This window comes from uncultured Holdemanella sp. (assembly GCF_934772795.1).
In the GTDB taxonomy this organism is placed as follows: domain Bacteria; phylum Bacillota_I; class Bacilli_A; order Erysipelotrichales; family Erysipelotrichaceae; genus Holdemanella.
Window position 1 is genome coordinate 1 of the sequence record NZ_CAKVMR010000049.1, and the last position, 16,018, is coordinate 16,018.

Sequence of the window (16,018 nt, forward strand, 5' to 3'; positions counted from 1 at the left end):
TCTAAAACTGAATATTTATGAAATATGAGTGTAATTTTGTCTTGACAAAGGTCACTTCATAACAGTTTTATATATTCTATAAAAGGAACTTGATGGTCAATTCAAGTTCCTTTTACGTGGCAGTTATTCTTAGCTTTTGCCTAATTGAATTATAGCATGCTTTTTAGTGGATGCAATGCTAATCGCTATCACTAGTCCAGTTGGAATATTTAATGTATCTGATGTTAAAACTGAGTTTAAGTCTACAGGCAATTTCTATTTCGAAACTCTTTCAAATGACTCTATAAGTGACCCGATAAATGATTTGGGATAAATACAATAACTTTGACTGTTTTGTACAAGTCTGAACATGCATAAAATAAAGTAAAAAAAAGCACCTGGCAAATGCTAGGTGCAATCTTTGACAAATGGTGGTCTCAGTCGGAATCGAAAAGCGCTTTTGTTTAGAGTGGATTATATTGTTATTTCTGCTTTAAATAAAGGTGCAATAATTCGAGAAAATGCATAAAATACTATAGCTTTTATCTGTTTTTGAAAATTTTTTGAAGAAATTTTGCGATAAAATAATGATGAACGATATTATATTTTATGGTATTAGTTGATTTATAGAATTATTATTTTTGTCCATTTGATTTTATGATAAAATGGACATACTATTCTGCAACTCCTCTCTCGGTAACGGGAAGGAGGTGAGAACGTGTCAGAGTTTTTCTTCAATTTTTTAGTCTCTGTTGGAGCAAGTATGGTTGCCTACTATATTTGCAAATAGCTTGATAGAGATGATTAGACAACAAAGCATATAAGAGCAGGATGACAACCTGCTTTTTTTGTAAAAAAAGAAGAACTGAGTGACGAGTTCAGTTCTTCTCACGTGGCAGATTCATCTTCAACTTTTGCCTATTTAGATTATATCATGAACTTTTTAAAAGTAAACGTCCGAGACTTTGCAAAAGCTAAGTGCGAGGACACGTACTTATTGACTACCTTTAAATTGTATCATGTATTTTAGAGCATTAATAGACTATGTTTTTAAATTTATACTTGCTAAAATTTCTATGTAAAGATTCATAAAGAATGAAAAATGAGCTTTGATAACAATGGTAATAGCTATTTCAATGAAATAATGATATTTGTTAGATAGGAGACCACTTTTTATGAAAAAAATTAAAAATTTATTTTTAATCTTGCTTTCTGCTTGTTTAGTAAACACATGGCCTGTATATGCTGAAGAACAAGAATATGTAAGTGAAGAAGAAAGAGAATTTTACGAATATTTTAACTTAAATAAAAATGATGTTGAAGAATATTCACAAAATCTATTTGAAGAAGCTCAAAAAGCTCCCATTGTACCAGATAAAATGGATAATGGATTTACAAGAAGTGTTTCAGGAACATGGAGTTGGAGAGATGGTGTTATTTGTGTTTCTGATTCATATACTTCATTTTTGAATCATGGTCATGCTGGAATTGTTGCAGCAGCTCCTCACTATTATTCTACAATAGAAGCAAATCCTAATGTAGGAGTTCAAGCAGTACGAGGTGATTGGCCATCAAGGTTTAAACCGAGAGTCTATCAAGCAGGTGTTATTTCAACATCTGTTGCACAGGATCAAAAAGCAGCAAAGAAAGCAGCTAGTTTTTTAACAAAGCCATATTCTCTATTAAGTACATTAACTACTACCGATACTTTTTATTGTTCTCAATTAGTTTATCAAGCTTATAGGTTGGGAGCAGGTGTTTCATTACCACACGGATTGCCAGGAATTATAACTCCTTCTGATCTATTGCATGCAGGCGCGACAGAAGTAACGTATAGATATGAATAATTATAAAAATAGAATAAAAAAATTTTTAACATATATAGTTTGTATAGTAAGTTTAATTAGCTTATATGCTTGCAATAATATAAATTCGCTAGATGACAGCGAATTTATTATTATTGATAATAATAATATTTATGGTATCGAGAAAAAAGACAATAAATTTGTAGTTAATAGTTCGCAAAAACGAGAAAAAGGAGATTTTGAATTATGGTATTATAATAATATTTTTTTTGAAAATAAAGATGCGTATTTTACGAAAACAAGTACAGATAATAATTTAAATGTATGGATAGAAAAGATTGATAAATCAAACTTTAATGTGACTAGAAAAAAACATACGTCAATAGATACAAATTGTGCCTTATTAACAGAAGATAAATATTATATAGTAAATAATTTTATCACTTATTTAAGTATTGATGTATATGATCTGAATTTAAATTTAATAGATACTATTAAATTCGAATATGATAATAATTCTAGTTTATATCCAATGGATTTAATAGAAGTTGATGAAAAAATATATATGCTTTGCGGTGTTGTTCCAAATAATTCAGATTTCGGATATACAGAAAATTATATTTTTAAATTAAATGATCAATTTGATGTGATAGAAAAATATGATTTACAAGAAAATAATGGTTCATTTTTCTCTTTTGTATATGCGGACGGATATTTATATTTAACTCATACGACAGAAAATATTAATGAAGAAAGAATGGCTTTAGGAAGTAATGAAATATGCATATTTGATTTAAATAAAAAGATTTTTCTTGAGGAAGTAAAAATATTAAGTAATACTTACCCTTTTGATATATATTTTGATGAAAACAACAGAAATTTAATTATTGCTAACGGAGAAAACGGTCCAACTTCGAACCATGTTTGGACAATATATAATATAGATACCAATGAAGAAACAATAATTCCAATCGATTTTTCAGAAATGGGAAACGATGTACCAGCAAGGTCAGCTTTTCTTGAAATAAAAGCTGATAAATATTATCTTTTATTTCCTAGTTATTTGGTCGAATATGATATTCAAGGTAAAAAATCAAAAACATATAACTTAAAAGATTTAGGAATTGAAAATGCTGTATTAATTACTGCTCAATGAATCAGAGAAATGATAATTATCATACATACAAAAGTAATTTAGATAGAGGTTTTAATAACCTCTATCTAATTTTTACTCTAGAGTGCTAGTGTAAAAATGTGCTTGAACAAGATCCTTTCACTCACTAAGTGTTTTTTTAATATCTATTTAAAAAACAGAATAGAAACTGTTTAAAGTTAGATTGGCTATGAGATATAATGCAAATCCAATATAAAAGTGATATATGTTGTTTTTGCTTAATGTTAAAATTTGATATCCAATAAACATACACATAAATAGTAAATCAAAGAATAAGTATACTAAATATTTGAATTCTGGAAATAGGAATAAGAAGTCTATACATATTAACAGAAGCGAGAAAATGACTCCACCCAGCCATATCAGTAACTTATAATGTTTCGTTCTGAAAAAAATCATTTGTCTTAAACAAATTAAGAAATTTAGAAATTTAAATACTAGAAAGAATTTAAACAACTTTACAGAAAAGAACATGAATACTAGTAATAATGATTGTGAACAAGTCTTCCAATCCATAAAAAGAGTGGCAGGAAATAAACCTGTTAAGTATAGTTTTAGTATCAATAGTAAAGATCCATATAGAAGAAAACATTTACTTAACTGTTTCTTCATATAATTTACCGTTTTTCATTGTAATAAATCTTGAATATCCTATATCAACAAAATCATGTGAAGCAATTATTACAGTTTTCCCTTTTTCTATAAGATCTTTCATCTTCTTGATAAATACTTCTATTGAATAATCATCTAATCCTCTGGTAGGCTCATCAAATATTAATATATCTTGATTTTCCATTATTGCTTGTATAATTCCCATTTTCTGTTTCATACCAACAGAATAGTTTCTTAATAGCTTTTTATCGTTTAAATTGAGATGGAAATCTTTACATAAATTCTCTAGTTCCTTAATGTTAAGCTTTGAACGTAGATTGCCTAAGAATAATAGATTTTCTTTTATGTTTGAAAAATCTGAGAATTCCGGATTTTCAATGAGTGCACCAATATAGTAATTAGAGTCGATTTCTACAGATCCAGAATCGATATCTAATAGACCGCAGATTACTTTCAACAATGTAGACTTTCCACAACCATTCTCGCCTTTAATGTAGATAACATCATTATCGTAAACGGAAAAATCTAAATCAATTAAGACTGGATTATCACGAAATGCTTTGTTTATTTTGTTAATTTTTATTATTTCTTTTTTCATAAATAACTCACTTTCTAAAACAATTGAAAGATTAAATTGCAGATATAATAGTTGTATATGGCCATAATCAAATAGGATATTAAAATACAAATATGAATAGGCGATTCCTTATAGAACCAATAAACCTGAAATGAAATCAATGATAAATTCAAGATAACGTAAAATGATACTTGCGCTAAATATAGGTGCATATGTTCTTGAGGTATACCTATTAAATAGGCAAATAATAGGTATACCACCACAAAAAATATGAACCAGTTCAGCAATTCAATTTTTAAAATAAATTTGCAGTATTTTGCTTTGTTTATTCGGATTACTGAAAATTTCCTTAATCTTTGATAAGTGTAATATCTATATATTAAGAATACATATAGAATATTTGTAAAAACAAGAAATGACATATTTGAGTTAAATAAAAAGCTAACTCCATTGTTTTCTCCTGAAAGGAATATATATTGATATAGTTCCACTCCCATTACGATACTAGATATCGTGAATAGCAACATGTGAAATTTAGATAATATAAAATTTTTGAAATATTCTTTAACCATTTTGTTCACGATCCTTTAAAACAAATTTTGATAAGATAAACAGTAAAATAGAATAAAATATAAAGCAAAGAATAACGATTATAATTGAAAAAATACCTTTGTCTATAGACCATAATCCAATTATTCCAGGACATAATAATGTGAATGAAGAAAAAATATAAAAGATCCATTTTATTTCAAAAGGAATTATAGATCCGATTATAGAGAATAATATTGTGGATATAACACTATAAATGCTAAGTGATAAAATATATGCATATTTATTTAAGATCAACTGAGATAGCAAGAAACAAAAGTAATTTAATAAACTCCAGCCAATTATTTGAAACAGTGTGAATAAACATAAGTCTAACATACCTATATTAGTAAAGTAATTTGCTACATATTGTATGTCTTTACCAATTATTGGAAGACACATAAAGTGAATAATTAGAACTGTTATTGCATTGATTACAACAGGATAATACCAAATATCTTTAATAGACTGCTTTAGACATTTTTTAAAATAATTTGTATATCCAATTCTAGAAACAATCATCACATCAAAGCGATTGTTTCTATATATACAAGAATTTAAATTAGTGATTATTGGGATGATAAATAAAAGTATAAATTCAAAAACTATAAACTCTCTACCAGCGTATATTTCGAAAAAGAATGAAAGACCACTAAACTTACCATCAGCTAAAAACTGATAATCTTTTTGTTTGAGCAAAATAAATAATATAGAAATTAGGCATAAAGCCAACAAGCTGAATAGCTTTGTGCTAGTTTGTTTTTTATTAACATTCATTTTTATCAAGAATCACACTAAAGTGATTATGTGGCTCTAAATTATTTGATTTTGCTCTTGTTTTAACTGATATGTTTTCTGTAATGCTGTTTATTATAGTTTTGTTGTATGAATCCAACGTATATTTTGTAAATCCAAATAATTCCATTTCCAATTTTCTCATATAAAATTTCCCCTCCTTATATTGATTAAAATTATGAAAATTAAGCATTTAAATTAGTAAATGAGGTTATTTTTTAATAGGTGTTTTATGCTTGAATTTGTACCATGGGTATCACTTCTCCAATCGCTTAATGACTTATGATTGATATATCTATTCGTTACTTTAACTATAAAGTATTTTAAAATAAATTGCTATTGTTAATTGATACAATCCAATCACAGATTGTTTCAGGGAATATGATACTGATTTATACCTCGAGAAAGTATCGTTTAAAACATACAAACTTAGTATATTAGATAGAATTATTTACTAGCAAAGTTATATTACATATAAAAAATAACAAATGATATGCTTGGATGAAAATGAATAAAAAGCTGTATGAAAACGGTTACAGGTATGATAATATGAAATTAGAAAAGGAGGACATAGTAATATGACATTAGATTGGTTAGTTTACGCATTAGGTGTAGCAGCTGTTGTTTTCTTGGTTGGTATGTTCTTCAAGTATAAAAAGCACAATAGATATGCCGATAAATTTGAAGACACATATCCAGACGCAAAGTAGGGTTATAGGATAATAAGTTTCCAAGACTGCAAGATAATATAAGTCCAAGTGGTTTTAATGTTCTATAAAAATAGAATTGTATGATTATACACAACATTATAGGTGCAGATGATAAATAATAATTTTAGTTTCAAAAGAAAGGATAATTGTTTACGGCTATAAAAGTAAATATGGATATATTTCATGAAAAAAAGATATTTTATATTGTGTGGTGTTTGTGTGATTATCTCTTTGTTTTTCTTGATTTATCAAGGGACTACATATTTTATGGTGTTGTCAAAATATTTTTCAGGTAAAGAACAATATTTGCAGGCTTATAGAGAAGCGTGCGTTGCTTATGGTGCAAGTTGTGAAGAAGTTAATGGATTAGTGTCATTAACAATACATTATTTTGATTCTGTAAAAGGAGATTTTGCGTATTTCATAGATCATGGAACAATGGCGTATGGCTATCTTGTTCCACTGTTATGTTTGTTTTCGGGATTAAACTTTCGTACATATTTAGATACGATATTTTCTTTAAATGCATATAGAAAGAAAGATTATGTTCGCTTTACATTGAGTGAAATGAATAAGGAATGTTTAAGATGTGCTCTTTCAATTTATTTATCCTATTTAATTTTATGGCTATTTGTTGGAATTGTTATTAATCCAACTAATTCAGGAGAATTAACAAAATATTTTTTATCCGATGTGTTTGGAAAGAATCTATATATAGATCATCAGAGATGGTACTACTTACTGGAAGGAACAATTCGTTTTTTCTTTGTTCCATATGTATATGCGTTTTTAGGGACTACGATTGCATATACATTCAAGAGAAAGGTTGATATTGTCATATTTCCTTTAGCTTTTTATTATGGTGTTAGTTTTATTGCTCAATTTTTGATTACCTGGAATATAGCATTTATTTATGTTGATCCAATAGCTATTATGGTCAATGGCGCAATTAGTGGATACAGTAGTTTGCTTCTAATGTTATTTACAACTGTGATTTATGTTATATGCATAATTGTTGTTACATTAAAGAGTAAGAAGTGTGATTGTTATGCTAAATAAACTAAAAAGAATTAGTAAGCTATTAAGTAGGTATTTACTTTTGATTTTTGTGTTAACACTTATTTCAGTGTCTGTGTTTTTAAGAAATCTTAAAATGGTAATGATAGAGTATGCACCGATAAAGAAAACTGATTCTTTATTTAGTGCCATTCGAATTGTACTAATGGACAAGAATTATAGTTCTGATTATGGGTTTATATATCCAAATATGATTTCTATGATTGGTTTTATACTTTTTGTAATAGTAATACTATGGATTATAGAAGATAATAAAAATTTTCACTATAGCGAATATAATTTTTGGCAATATCGAATGTCAAAAGTATCATTTTTAAATAGTATCACAATTGACTTGGCTAAAAAATGCTTCTTTACTTGGCTTTCAATCTGCATTTTTATAGGGCTCCTTTGTGTTATTGAACATTGTGATATTTCAAACTTATTTATGATTTATATATATCTTATCCGTTTCTTTTCGCTACTGTTTGAAATTATCTTTTTGCGAACGATTTTTCAGATATTATACAAGAAAGAGTTTTTTGTATATCTACAATTTCTTTTGCTGATATTGATGGCATTTTTTGATAACTATTCTAAAACAAATTTAGTAACGATGAGTTCGAATAGCGTTTTTGAAGGAATATATTTTTGCATAATAATTGTGATGTCAGTTTTATCCTATTGTCTCATCAGAAAAATTTACATAAATCAAAGCGAGGATTATTTATGATTAGTTTAAAAGGTGTTTCGAAATCTTATAAAGGTATAACAATTTTTGAAGATGTAAATATTACTTTTATGCCAAATAAGTGGAACTTCATTGAAGGAGTGAATGGGTCAGGAAAAAGTGTTTTATTAAAGCTTATATGTGGGTTTAGTAAACCAGATACGGGCATAGTTACGGTAGATGATTATATTATTGGACAGGACTATGACTTTATACAAAATGCAGGGATCTGCATAAATTCACCAGATTTTTTTAACAATTTATCTGGAATGGATAATTTGTTGGAAATCGCTAAAATAAAAAAGATAGTGACAAAAAATGAGATTTATCAATTTTGTAAATTATTCGGATTAGAGGAAGATATTAATAAAAAATATAAGTATTATTCTTTAGGTATGAAGCAAAAGCTTAGGATTATTCAAGCAATAATGGAAAGTCCAAATATTTTAATATTAGATGAACCTTTTGATGCTTTAGATAAACAAGCTAAACTAATTATGCAAAATTACCTAAATGATTTTATCAAAAAAGAGAATCATTATTTAATATATACTAGTCATTCGAATGAACACAAAGACTTTGCAGATGTAATTTATAGCATAGATGCTAAAACAATTGAACAAATTACTAATGATGAATAACAATAATTTTCAGATAGGAAAAGGGGGTGGACCTATGAAGAGGTATGCAGCGGCATTGTTAAGTCTATTATTGTTTTGTGGATGTTCGAATATAACACCAAATAATGAAAAAGTTGAGGTTAGTCAGGAAAAGCTAGAGAATATGACAGCCTTATATACTGGTCTTGCAGAAGCAAATGAAACAATTGATAATAAGTCGAAGATTGGTGTATGGGCCTATTATGAGGATGGTACAAAAGAATTCATTACGGAAGGATGGACTGTCAAAGAGCCTGTCACATTAGAAGCTGGAAAGACTTCAGAGGTTACCGTTGAATATCGGGGCTTAGAAAGTACGATTATGGTTGAATGTAGTAAAGTGGATGAAGCGTCCTTTAAAGCAGAGTCACAATCGCCTGATCAATCGGATTTGGAGGTTACACATTCTAAGTGGTATGGAAAGAAATTGACATATACGGGCAAAATCATTGCTCGAGTGGATGATAAAGATTTTAGAGGATATATGATAAATATTTTTGATGATAAGTCATATGTTTGTGTACTGGATGTAAATAAGGAATTTGATTTTAAAAAAGATCAGACTGTTACATTCTGGGCATATGGGCTTGGGCGTGTGGAATCCAAAGGCTTGTTTGGAAAAGAGAGAAGTTGTATTGCGTTTAAGGCAAAATACATGGAAGAAGTATAAGTGCGTATTTGAAGAATTGAAAATGGTAAGGAGGCCAAACTTATGAATTTAAATGATTATGTTAAATTTGATGATTCTTGTAAACAATTTGAGATTATTACTGGAACACAAGGAAAATACTCTTATGATGATGTGATAAGAGTATCTGTTTTAAATGAAAAGGCAAAGTATAAGGGAAAAGGAATTCCATTTACAGCTGTACTTCCAGGTGGACCATTACCATCTGGCTTATTTCAGAATCCATATTTGTATGTTGGAGTGAAGATTGTTTTAAAGGACGAAACTGTATTAGCTATTTATGTGTCGAAAGAAAAGACAACGGTCAATACAGATCAGTACATACAAGATCGTAAGATCGCAAAGAAGATAGAGGAGATGATTAAAAATGTGTGTGAAATTTCATGATGAAGAAAAAAGATTAGAAGTAAATGGTGGAGCGAGTTGTTTATATAATGATATTCAAAAGCTTTCCATTCAAAACGAAGATGCAAATTTTAAAGGAAAAACTAAACCATTTACACATACTATATTAGGTGGAGCTACATTTATGGCTGGTGCAGTAGAACCAATGATGTATGTTGGTATTAAAGTTGTTTTAAAAGATAATAGCGTATTACCAATATATGTTTCCAAGGAAAAAGTGTTATTTAATAGTGATAAGTATTTAAATGATGTTAAAGAAGCAAATGCTATATTGAAAGAATTGGAAAAAAGATTGCAATCTTAAAATTGTTACATTCTAGGCATAGGGTGTAACAAAAAAATTGAAGAATCGATATTAAGCATAAAGAAAGTAAGGTGAAATAATATGTGGAACCGACAACAAGTTAAAGAACAAGCTAAACAAATCATGAAACGCAACTATTGGAAGATGCTTGTGGTTACATTAATTGCAGGAATATTGAATGCTGAATATGTAGATCTTATTCAAGCAGTAGAAGATTTTATACCTGACAATGTATTGCCAAGTATGTTTTCTTCAATTCTTACGATTCTATCGGGTGGTTTTTTTGTAGGATTGCTTTCTTCGATTTTCATTGGTAATGTCATTAGAGTCGGAGAATATAATTATTTCATTAAAAATCATTATGGAAATCCTGCGTTAAATGAAATATTTCAAGGCTTTAAAGGAAATTATTTAAATGTCGTAAAAATAATGCTTATCATGGAATTAAAAATAATGCTTTGGCTTTTATTGCTTGTGGTTCCTGGAATTATCAAAGCGTATGAATATTCTATGATTCCATATCTATTGGCGGAGAACCCTAATATTACTATGGATGAAGCTTTCTCGTTGTCTAAACAAATGACTACTGGACAAAAGATGAATCTGTTTGTATTAGATTTATCTTTTCTAGGATGGTATTTTCTAGGCTTTCTTTGCTTTGGAATTGGAGCATTGTTTGTGAAGCCATATGATGTAGCTGCGTTTACAGAGGTTTATTTGATTCTAAAAGAATCTGTAAAGAAGGATGAGTGTGCAACGGATATTCAAACTGATTAGAAATGAAAAATCTCTATTGATTAATATAACAATATAAATCCATGATGGATAATAAAAGAGTATCACTTGTTGTAGGTGATACTTTTTTGATTGTCTGATATGCATTTGTACGATAGTGAAAATGATGAAAAACAATTGAAAAGGAAGCAAAAAGGTTTACAATGTTAGATATATAGTAGGCGTCAAATAGAGCCCATATTAAAAGATCCGATTTGAAATGATACAATGTCATTGTCAATCGGATCTGTTCTATTTTACATATAGATTCTTTGGCAGCTGTTTAGAGTACGGCAATACACTATTTATGATTTCGTTTGATAATCCTTTGGTGCTCAATGTATCCAACACATATTCCAGATATTTATATGGATTTAGTTTATTCATTTTTGCGGATTCTATCAAACTGAAATATATGGTACTTGCTTTGGCTCCGTTTTTTGTATTTGAAAATAAGAAATTCTTTCTGGCTATTACGAATGGTTTGATTCTTTGTTCAGCTAGATTGTTGCTTAATTCGCAGCGACCATCTTTAAAGAAATTTCTTAGATACTCTTCTTCATGGAATGTATAACTGATTGCTGATCCCATTTTTCCTTTTGGCAGGTATTGGCCTTCTATTTCATGAAGGTACGCAAAAAAATCATTGAATATAGGTAATGACTCTTCCTGACGTCTCTTATAGCGTTCGGTTGGTGTTGCGCCTTCTTTTTTCAATGTTTCTTCAATTTTGAACAGTTTGTTTATATAATGGATCGCTATCAGAATATTTTTATATCCAGGGTGGCTGTCAAGATATTCGATCCTTTCTTCTCTTGTGGAAAGCTTTCGAATTTCTTTTTCTCCAACGGATGCTTTCTGGGCTTCTACGAATTTCCTTCGTACATGCGCCATGCATCCAACAACCATCAGACAAATATCCTTATGATATGCTTCGTATCCATCACTGTGGGCTATGGCGTGGCTGTCTTCTCCAAGTATCATTGTCGCATTTTCGTATTTGCGATTTCCTGGACTGAAGTACAGTGCCATCTGATTGGTTTCGAATGTTCCACTCATTCCCATCCACACATATCCCTTTTTTCGACCGTCCTTACAGTCTTCAATGATTTGCAGTGGTGTTTCATCCAAATGTACAATCTCCAGCTTTTTAAAGTCTTCACACATCTGATCGAATACATATTCGAGATAATCATTTGAACACTGCATCATCCAGTTGCTCATATTTTGACGGTTGATACATATATTCTGTCTGTTCAGATCCTGTTCTTGTCTATATAGTGGTGTTCCCAATACATATTTATTATATGCCAAACCTGCAACAGCACTTGATGTTACAACGCTGCCTTCAATAAGACGAACTGGTTTATCTTTAGGTTCTACACAAACAATTCCATCACTTTCCTTTGAACATTCAGGACACACATAGTTATGGATTACATGTTTGATCAAGAACCATTCTGCTGGTTTGTGTTTTAATTCGTACGAAATCGTTGGCTTTAACTCTTTCATCAAAGAACCACACTCTGGACATGATCTGTCTTTTAATGAATGATGGATTGTTTCTTTTATTTCCAAATCTGAATAATCATTCTCTTTCGTTTTTGGCTTTCTCTTTTTGCCTTTTTTTGTATCCTTGACCTCAGGTTCCAATAAATCTACCGGATTCACATTATCAAGTGTCTTTTCGATTTCATTGAATAAAGGAAGCATTTCCAGACTTGTCTTTTCAGAAGTTGAGCCAAACTTGCTTCTTTTCATAGATGCAAGCTGATCCAAATATGTCATTTTAGAAATCGTTTCTCCAATCGCATATTCCATCAGCTCTTCACGGTCCATTTTTTCAAGCTTTTCTTGTAATTTATTAATTTCTTCAACATTTATCATACGCATAATATTATACCACAAATATGCATAAATCTCCCGTAAATAAAGCACTTTATGCATATTTATATAATTTATTTTCGAAAGCTTTTTTCTGTTCCATCTTCAAACCTTCAAGAAGCCATCTCAGCTGCTGTTTCGTTATTGTAGCTATGCCATCATCACGAACCGGAAACTGAAAATGGCCCTTTTCTAGTCTTTTATACAAAAGCCAGAATCCATTTCCGTCCCAGTACAGACACTTTATTTTATTTCTGTGTTTGTTGCAGAATATGAACAATGTATCTTGAAATGGACTTATCTGGTACAGATCCTGAATGATAGATGCATATCCATCAATTCCTTTTCTCAGATCTGTAACATTCTTTACAATATAAATCTCTGGAATATCATCAAAACTAATCATAATGTCAAACATATTTTTATGATTCTTTGTATATCACTGTCCGGAGCAGATGCATTAAATTCAAAACTCATACCATTTAATTTGAAACTAATGCACCCAGTGTTTGAAGATCCAATATCATCATTCACTTCAACAGCTACAAGAGAAGGTGTTTCAACAGTCTTTTTATATCTGGTTCTTGCATTGTAGAATGCTTTGTCAGATATACCATGAAGCTTACAATACTGAGAAATGCTCAATTCACTAGATTCCTGATCTGCGAATATATGCATCCAATCCACTTTTGAAGTACCTGGCATAAAAATACGACCTCCTTGTGGCTCTATTATTTCACAAAGAGATCGTTATTTTAATATGGGCTCTATTTGACGCTTACGATATATAGAAAGATTCACCGAGAGTATAAAAGAGATCCAATTATGATTAGATATATAAAAAAGAATAAAATACTATTTTGCTTCACGCTAATAATTAATTTACTAACTTGTTTGACGCCTTTGTTTTTAGCCTATATTATTGAAAATGTTTCTGGCATTTTTTTAAATCAAGATGAATCTAAAATAATTGTGAGCTTATGGCTGATTATAGCTTTTATGATTTATCAAGCTTTGTTTTCATATTTGAATTCTAGATATAAAGCAAAATATAGACAGAAATTAAGGGCAGACTTATCCAAAGATATTTATCGTAGTATATTTAATCAAAATCATAATGAATTTTATGAGCATTCGATTGGATCATATTTATCTTTATTTACAAATGATGTAAAAATGGTCGATGATAATTATTTCTTTCCTTTTTTGTCAATGATTACTCAATGCGTTGTTTTTTTGTGTATTTGTTTTTATTTAATACATGTAAACTGGACTGTCTTTTTTATGATGGATTTGATTGCTATATTTACGATAGCTGTTCCACGTCTGTTTGCGAAGATATTAAAGAAATCATCTAATCAATTATCTGAACAAAGCCAAGAATATAATTCAAAATTGAGAGAGTTATTTCAATGTTTCGATATCATTCAAGATTATCGTGTTCTACCTCATTATATTCGTAAAGGTGAAGATAATATTGATGATTATGAGAATAAATATTTCCACTTTAATTTTTTTACTCTGTTAAATACAACATATGCCAATTCCGTAGCGGTAATTGGACAAATGTTTTTTCTTTTAGCATTAGCAATATTGAGTTCAAATGGATATTTTAGTGCCACGTACTTTATGTCTGTGGTGACACTTTCAAATAATTTTATTGATTGCTTGTATACTATGGCCTCGTATTATGGAAATTTCGTGGCTATTAAAGGCATTAATGATAGATTGATTAGAATGATTGATAAGAAAGAAACCGAGAAAACACTTCTTATTTCAGAAAATCAAAATAAAGTTTGTTTTGAACATGTGGGTTTCGGATTTCCAAACAAAGAAGCTATATTCAAGGATTTTTCCTTCCAATTTGATAAAGGAAAAAAATATGCGATTGTTGGAGACAGTGGATCAGGGAAGTCGACTTTATTAAAATTGATTTTGGGTTATTATTCAATTCAAAAAGGAAGAATCATTTCATTTGACAAAGAACCGGTAATCATCCGACAAGAAGAACATTTATTTTCAGGAACTATTCGAGAAAATTTGTGCTTGGGAGAGAATGTTTCTGAAGAAGATTTGAAAAGTGCAATGGAATTTGCGAATATTTCAGATTTAGACCTGAATCAATTTGTTTCTGAAGATGCAGGCAATTTATCAGGAGGACAAATCCAAAGAATATCCATAGCAAGAGCAAAACTACATTGTCACAATTTATTGTTGTGTGATGAGATTACATCAAGTCTTGACAGTATTAATACTGAAAAAATAGAAAGCAATATTATAGAATTAACTGATAAAACCATAATTTATGTAACGCATAAGATTCATAAGAAAATGCTACAGGGATTTGATGATATATTGGTTTTATCACATGGGAAACTTGTAGAACATGGATCATTTGAAGATTTGCTTAGCAAGAAGAATTATTTTTACCATTTATTTATGAATCAGTAATGGATTGAATTATTACTGAATATTCCATGGTAACGGAGCCACCCAATCCACGAAGGGAGCCATTTCAACTTATGAAATGACTCTCTTTTTTATTATTCGATTTTTGAATGATTCTCTTGAAAAAAATCACCTTTGAAATTGTATGAGATGATTTTTTAATATGATCAAGAATGGTGTCGGTGAGTGGTCTGAGTTTATTTTCATGTAAGACTATTTTGGATATGTTAATCATTAGAAAAAAAAGTTATTGAATAAATAAACTACAGGTGATATATAATATGTAAAGGGTTACAGTAAACAATCACATGCTTACATTGCTATGTAAAATAGTTACAGTTAATCTATAAATATACATAGTTACTAGTTACTTGATCGTGTATGATGTGCTGTTACTAAAAAGAAAGTTGGATGAGAAAGATGAGAAATGTAGTTGAGGTGAAAAATGTAGTTAAGAGTTTCAAAGATAAAATTGTACTAAATCATGTTTCTTTTGGTATGAAGCCTGGTGAAATAGTTGGCTTTGTTGGACAAAATGGTGCAGGGAAAAGCACACTAATGAAATGTATGTGTAATTTGATAAATATGGATGAAGGAACTATTTCTATATGCGGAGAAGATGTAGTTAAACAAAGGGAAAAAGTATTATCATATGTATCATGCATGATTGAAGGTCCTGGATTATTTGAAAATATGACAGGTAAAGAAAATCTGGAATTAATGGCCACTTTAAATCATGCTTCAAAAGAAAAACTACATGAAATGATGGAGTTTACTCAGATTGGTTCTCAGCTGAAAACTAAGGCAGTATCCCAATATTCCATGGGCAT

General features: G+C 29.6%; 17 protein-coding genes. 11 read left to right on the top strand and 6 right to left on the bottom strand.

All coding sequences use genetic code 11. The features are described from left to right. The first annotated feature begins 1,154 nt into the window (after window positions 1–1,154). Window positions 1,155–1,826 carry a YiiX/YebB-like N1pC/P60 family cysteine hydrolase gene (locus Q0F04_RS08805; RefSeq protein WP_295752453.1) on the top strand — a complete coding sequence of 224 codons (672 nt, stop codon included), beginning with the start codon at window positions 1,155–1,157 and terminating at the stop codon, window positions 1,824–1,826. Then, a complete protein-coding gene (locus Q0F04_RS08810) occupies window positions 1,819–2,940 on the top strand; it encodes a hypothetical protein (RefSeq protein WP_295752456.1) in 1,122 nt (373 codons plus the stop codon). Before Q0F04_RS08805 ends, Q0F04_RS08810 begins: the two co-directional genes overlap by 8 nt. Before the next feature lie 610 nt (window positions 2,941–3,550). Here the strand turns inward: Q0F04_RS08810 and Q0F04_RS08815 are convergent. The 3 genes from Q0F04_RS08815 to Q0F04_RS08825 form a co-directional block, all read right to left on the bottom strand. Beyond that, window positions 3,551–4,168 carry an ABC transporter ATP-binding protein gene (locus Q0F04_RS08815; RefSeq protein WP_295752459.1) on the bottom strand — a complete coding sequence of 206 codons (618 nt, stop codon included), beginning with the start codon at window positions 4,166–4,168 and terminating at the stop codon, window positions 3,551–3,553. A 543-nt stretch (window positions 4,169–4,711) separates the two neighbouring features. Further along, the gene (locus Q0F04_RS08820) at window positions 4,712–5,512 is read right to left on the bottom strand and encodes a hypothetical protein (RefSeq protein WP_295752462.1); all 801 of its coding nucleotides are present in this window, start codon (window positions 5,510–5,512) and stop codon (window positions 4,712–4,714) included. Continuing rightward, a complete protein-coding gene (locus tag Q0F04_RS08825) occupies window positions 5,502–5,675 on the bottom strand; it encodes a hypothetical protein (RefSeq protein WP_295752465.1) in 174 nt (57 codons plus the stop codon). The genes Q0F04_RS08820 and Q0F04_RS08825 overlap by 11 nt, the downstream gene beginning before the upstream one ends. 433 nt (window positions 5,676–6,108) lie before the next feature. On the opposite strand from Q0F04_RS08825, the gene Q0F04_RS08830 reads away from it, so the two are divergent. The 7 genes from Q0F04_RS08830 to Q0F04_RS08860 all read left to right on the top strand — a co-directional run bounded on the left by Q0F04_RS08830 (window position 6,109) and on the right by Q0F04_RS08860 (window position 10,859). Continuing rightward, window positions 6,109–6,240 carry a hypothetical protein gene (locus Q0F04_RS08830; protein WP_255415597.1) on the top strand — a complete coding sequence of 44 codons (132 nt, stop codon included), beginning with the start codon at window positions 6,109–6,111 and terminating at the stop codon, window positions 6,238–6,240. A 183-nt stretch (window positions 6,241–6,423) separates the two neighbouring features. Next, entirely contained in the window at window positions 6,424–7,299 is an 876-nt protein-coding gene (locus Q0F04_RS08835; RefSeq protein ID WP_295752468.1) for a hypothetical protein, read from the top strand. 726 nt (window positions 7,300–8,025) lie between these two features. Then, on the top strand, window positions 8,026–8,667 hold the full coding sequence (locus Q0F04_RS08840) for an ABC transporter ATP-binding protein (RefSeq protein ID WP_295752471.1): 642 nt from the start codon (window positions 8,026–8,028) through the stop codon (window positions 8,665–8,667). A 34-nt stretch (window positions 8,668–8,701) separates the two neighbouring features. After that, window positions 8,702–9,355, top strand: coding sequence for a hypothetical protein (locus Q0F04_RS08845; protein ID WP_295752474.1), 654 nt, complete (start codon window positions 8,702–8,704; stop codon window positions 9,353–9,355). A gap of 42 nt (window positions 9,356–9,397) precedes the next feature. After that, window positions 9,398–9,760 (top strand): hypothetical protein, encoded by a 363-nt coding sequence (locus Q0F04_RS08850; RefSeq protein ID WP_295752477.1) that lies wholly within the window; start codon window positions 9,398–9,400, stop codon window positions 9,758–9,760. Further along, a complete protein-coding gene (locus Q0F04_RS08855; RefSeq protein WP_270473426.1) occupies window positions 9,741–10,082 on the top strand; it encodes a hypothetical protein in 342 nt (113 codons plus the stop codon). The genes Q0F04_RS08850 and Q0F04_RS08855 overlap by 20 nt, the downstream gene beginning before the upstream one ends. 81 nt (window positions 10,083–10,163) lie before the next feature. Next, window positions 10,164–10,859: a DUF975 family protein gene (locus tag Q0F04_RS08860; RefSeq protein WP_295752481.1), complete on the top strand. Its 696-nt coding sequence runs from the start codon at window positions 10,164–10,166 to the stop codon at window positions 10,857–10,859. Between the two features lie 249 nt (window positions 10,860–11,108). Here the strand turns inward: Q0F04_RS08860 and Q0F04_RS08865 are convergent, their stop codons facing one another. Genes Q0F04_RS08865 through Q0F04_RS08875 form a run of 3 tightly spaced genes read right to left on the bottom strand, consistent with a single transcriptional unit; the run spans window position 11,109 to window position 13,445 of the window. Beyond that, on the bottom strand, window positions 11,109–12,749 hold the full coding sequence (locus tag Q0F04_RS08865) for an IS66 family transposase (RefSeq protein ID WP_295752483.1): 1,641 nt from the start codon (window positions 12,747–12,749) through the stop codon (window positions 11,109–11,111). 46 nt (window positions 12,750–12,795) lie between these two features. Continuing rightward, on the bottom strand, window positions 12,796–13,146 hold the full coding sequence (gene tnpB, locus Q0F04_RS08870; RefSeq protein WP_295752486.1) for an IS66 family insertion sequence element accessory protein TnpB: 351 nt from the start codon (window positions 13,144–13,146) through the stop codon (window positions 12,796–12,798). After that, entirely contained in the window at window positions 13,143–13,445 is a 303-nt protein-coding gene (locus Q0F04_RS08875; protein ID WP_295752489.1) for a hypothetical protein, read from the bottom strand. The genes tnpB and Q0F04_RS08875 overlap by 4 nt, the downstream gene beginning before the upstream one ends. A gap of 120 nt (window positions 13,446–13,565) precedes the next feature. On the opposite strand from Q0F04_RS08875, the gene Q0F04_RS08880 reads away from it, so the two are divergent. Together Q0F04_RS08880 and Q0F04_RS08885 are read left to right on the top strand one after the other, a co-directional pair. Then, window positions 13,566–15,191 (top strand): ABC transporter ATP-binding protein, encoded by a 1,626-nt coding sequence (locus tag Q0F04_RS08880; RefSeq protein ID WP_295752492.1) that lies wholly within the window; start codon window positions 13,566–13,568, stop codon window positions 15,189–15,191. A gap of 417 nt (window positions 15,192–15,608) precedes the next feature. Further along, on the top strand, window positions 15,609–16,018 hold a 410-nt coding region (locus Q0F04_RS08885), incomplete at its 3' end, for an ATP-binding cassette domain-containing protein (RefSeq protein ID WP_295752494.1).

Excerpts from the sequence above, each read along its gene's own strand:
- Q0F04_RS08805 (WP_295752453.1), top strand. The coding sequence starts at position 1,155 with ATGAAAAAAATTAAAAATTTATTTTTAATCTTGCTTTCTGCTTGTTTA.
- Q0F04_RS08810 (WP_295752456.1), top strand. The coding sequence starts at position 1,819 with ATGAATAATTATAAAAATAGAATAAAAAAATTTTTAACATATATAGTT.
- Q0F04_RS08815 (WP_295752459.1), bottom strand. The coding sequence starts at position 4,168 with ATGAAAAAAGAAATAATAAAAATTAACAAAATAAACAAAGCATTTCGT.
- Q0F04_RS08820 (WP_295752462.1), bottom strand. The coding sequence starts at position 5,512 with ATGAATGTTAATAAAAAACAAACTAGCACAAAGCTATTCAGCTTGTTG.
- Q0F04_RS08825 (WP_295752465.1), bottom strand. The coding sequence starts at position 5,675 with ATGAGAAAATTGGAAATGGAATTATTTGGATTTACAAAATATACGTTG.
- Q0F04_RS08830 (WP_255415597.1), top strand. The coding sequence starts at position 6,109 with ATGACATTAGATTGGTTAGTTTACGCATTAGGTGTAGCAGCTGTTGTT.
- Q0F04_RS08835 (WP_295752468.1), top strand. The coding sequence starts at position 6,424 with ATGAAAAAAAGATATTTTATATTGTGTGGTGTTTGTGTGATTATCTCT.
- Q0F04_RS08840 (WP_295752471.1), top strand. The coding sequence starts at position 8,026 with ATGATTAGTTTAAAAGGTGTTTCGAAATCTTATAAAGGTATAACAATT.
- Q0F04_RS08845 (WP_295752474.1), top strand. The coding sequence starts at position 8,702 with ATGAAGAGGTATGCAGCGGCATTGTTAAGTCTATTATTGTTTTGTGGA.
- Q0F04_RS08850 (WP_295752477.1), top strand. The coding sequence starts at position 9,398 with ATGAATTTAAATGATTATGTTAAATTTGATGATTCTTGTAAACAATTT.
- Q0F04_RS08855 (WP_270473426.1), top strand. The coding sequence starts at position 9,741 with ATGTGTGTGAAATTTCATGATGAAGAAAAAAGATTAGAAGTAAATGGT.
- Q0F04_RS08860 (WP_295752481.1), top strand. The coding sequence starts at position 10,164 with ATGTGGAACCGACAACAAGTTAAAGAACAAGCTAAACAAATCATGAAA.
- Q0F04_RS08865 (WP_295752483.1), bottom strand. The coding sequence starts at position 12,749 with ATGCGTATGATAAATGTTGAAGAAATTAATAAATTACAAGAAAAGCTT.
- tnpB (WP_295752486.1), bottom strand. The coding sequence starts at position 13,146 with ATGATTAGTTTTGATGATATTCCAGAGATTTATATTGTAAAGAATGTT.
- Q0F04_RS08875 (WP_295752489.1), bottom strand. The coding sequence starts at position 13,445 with ATGCCAGGTACTTCAAAAGTGGATTGGATGCATATATTCGCAGATCAG.
- Q0F04_RS08880 (WP_295752492.1), top strand. The coding sequence starts at position 13,566 with ATGATTAGATATATAAAAAAGAATAAAATACTATTTTGCTTCACGCTA.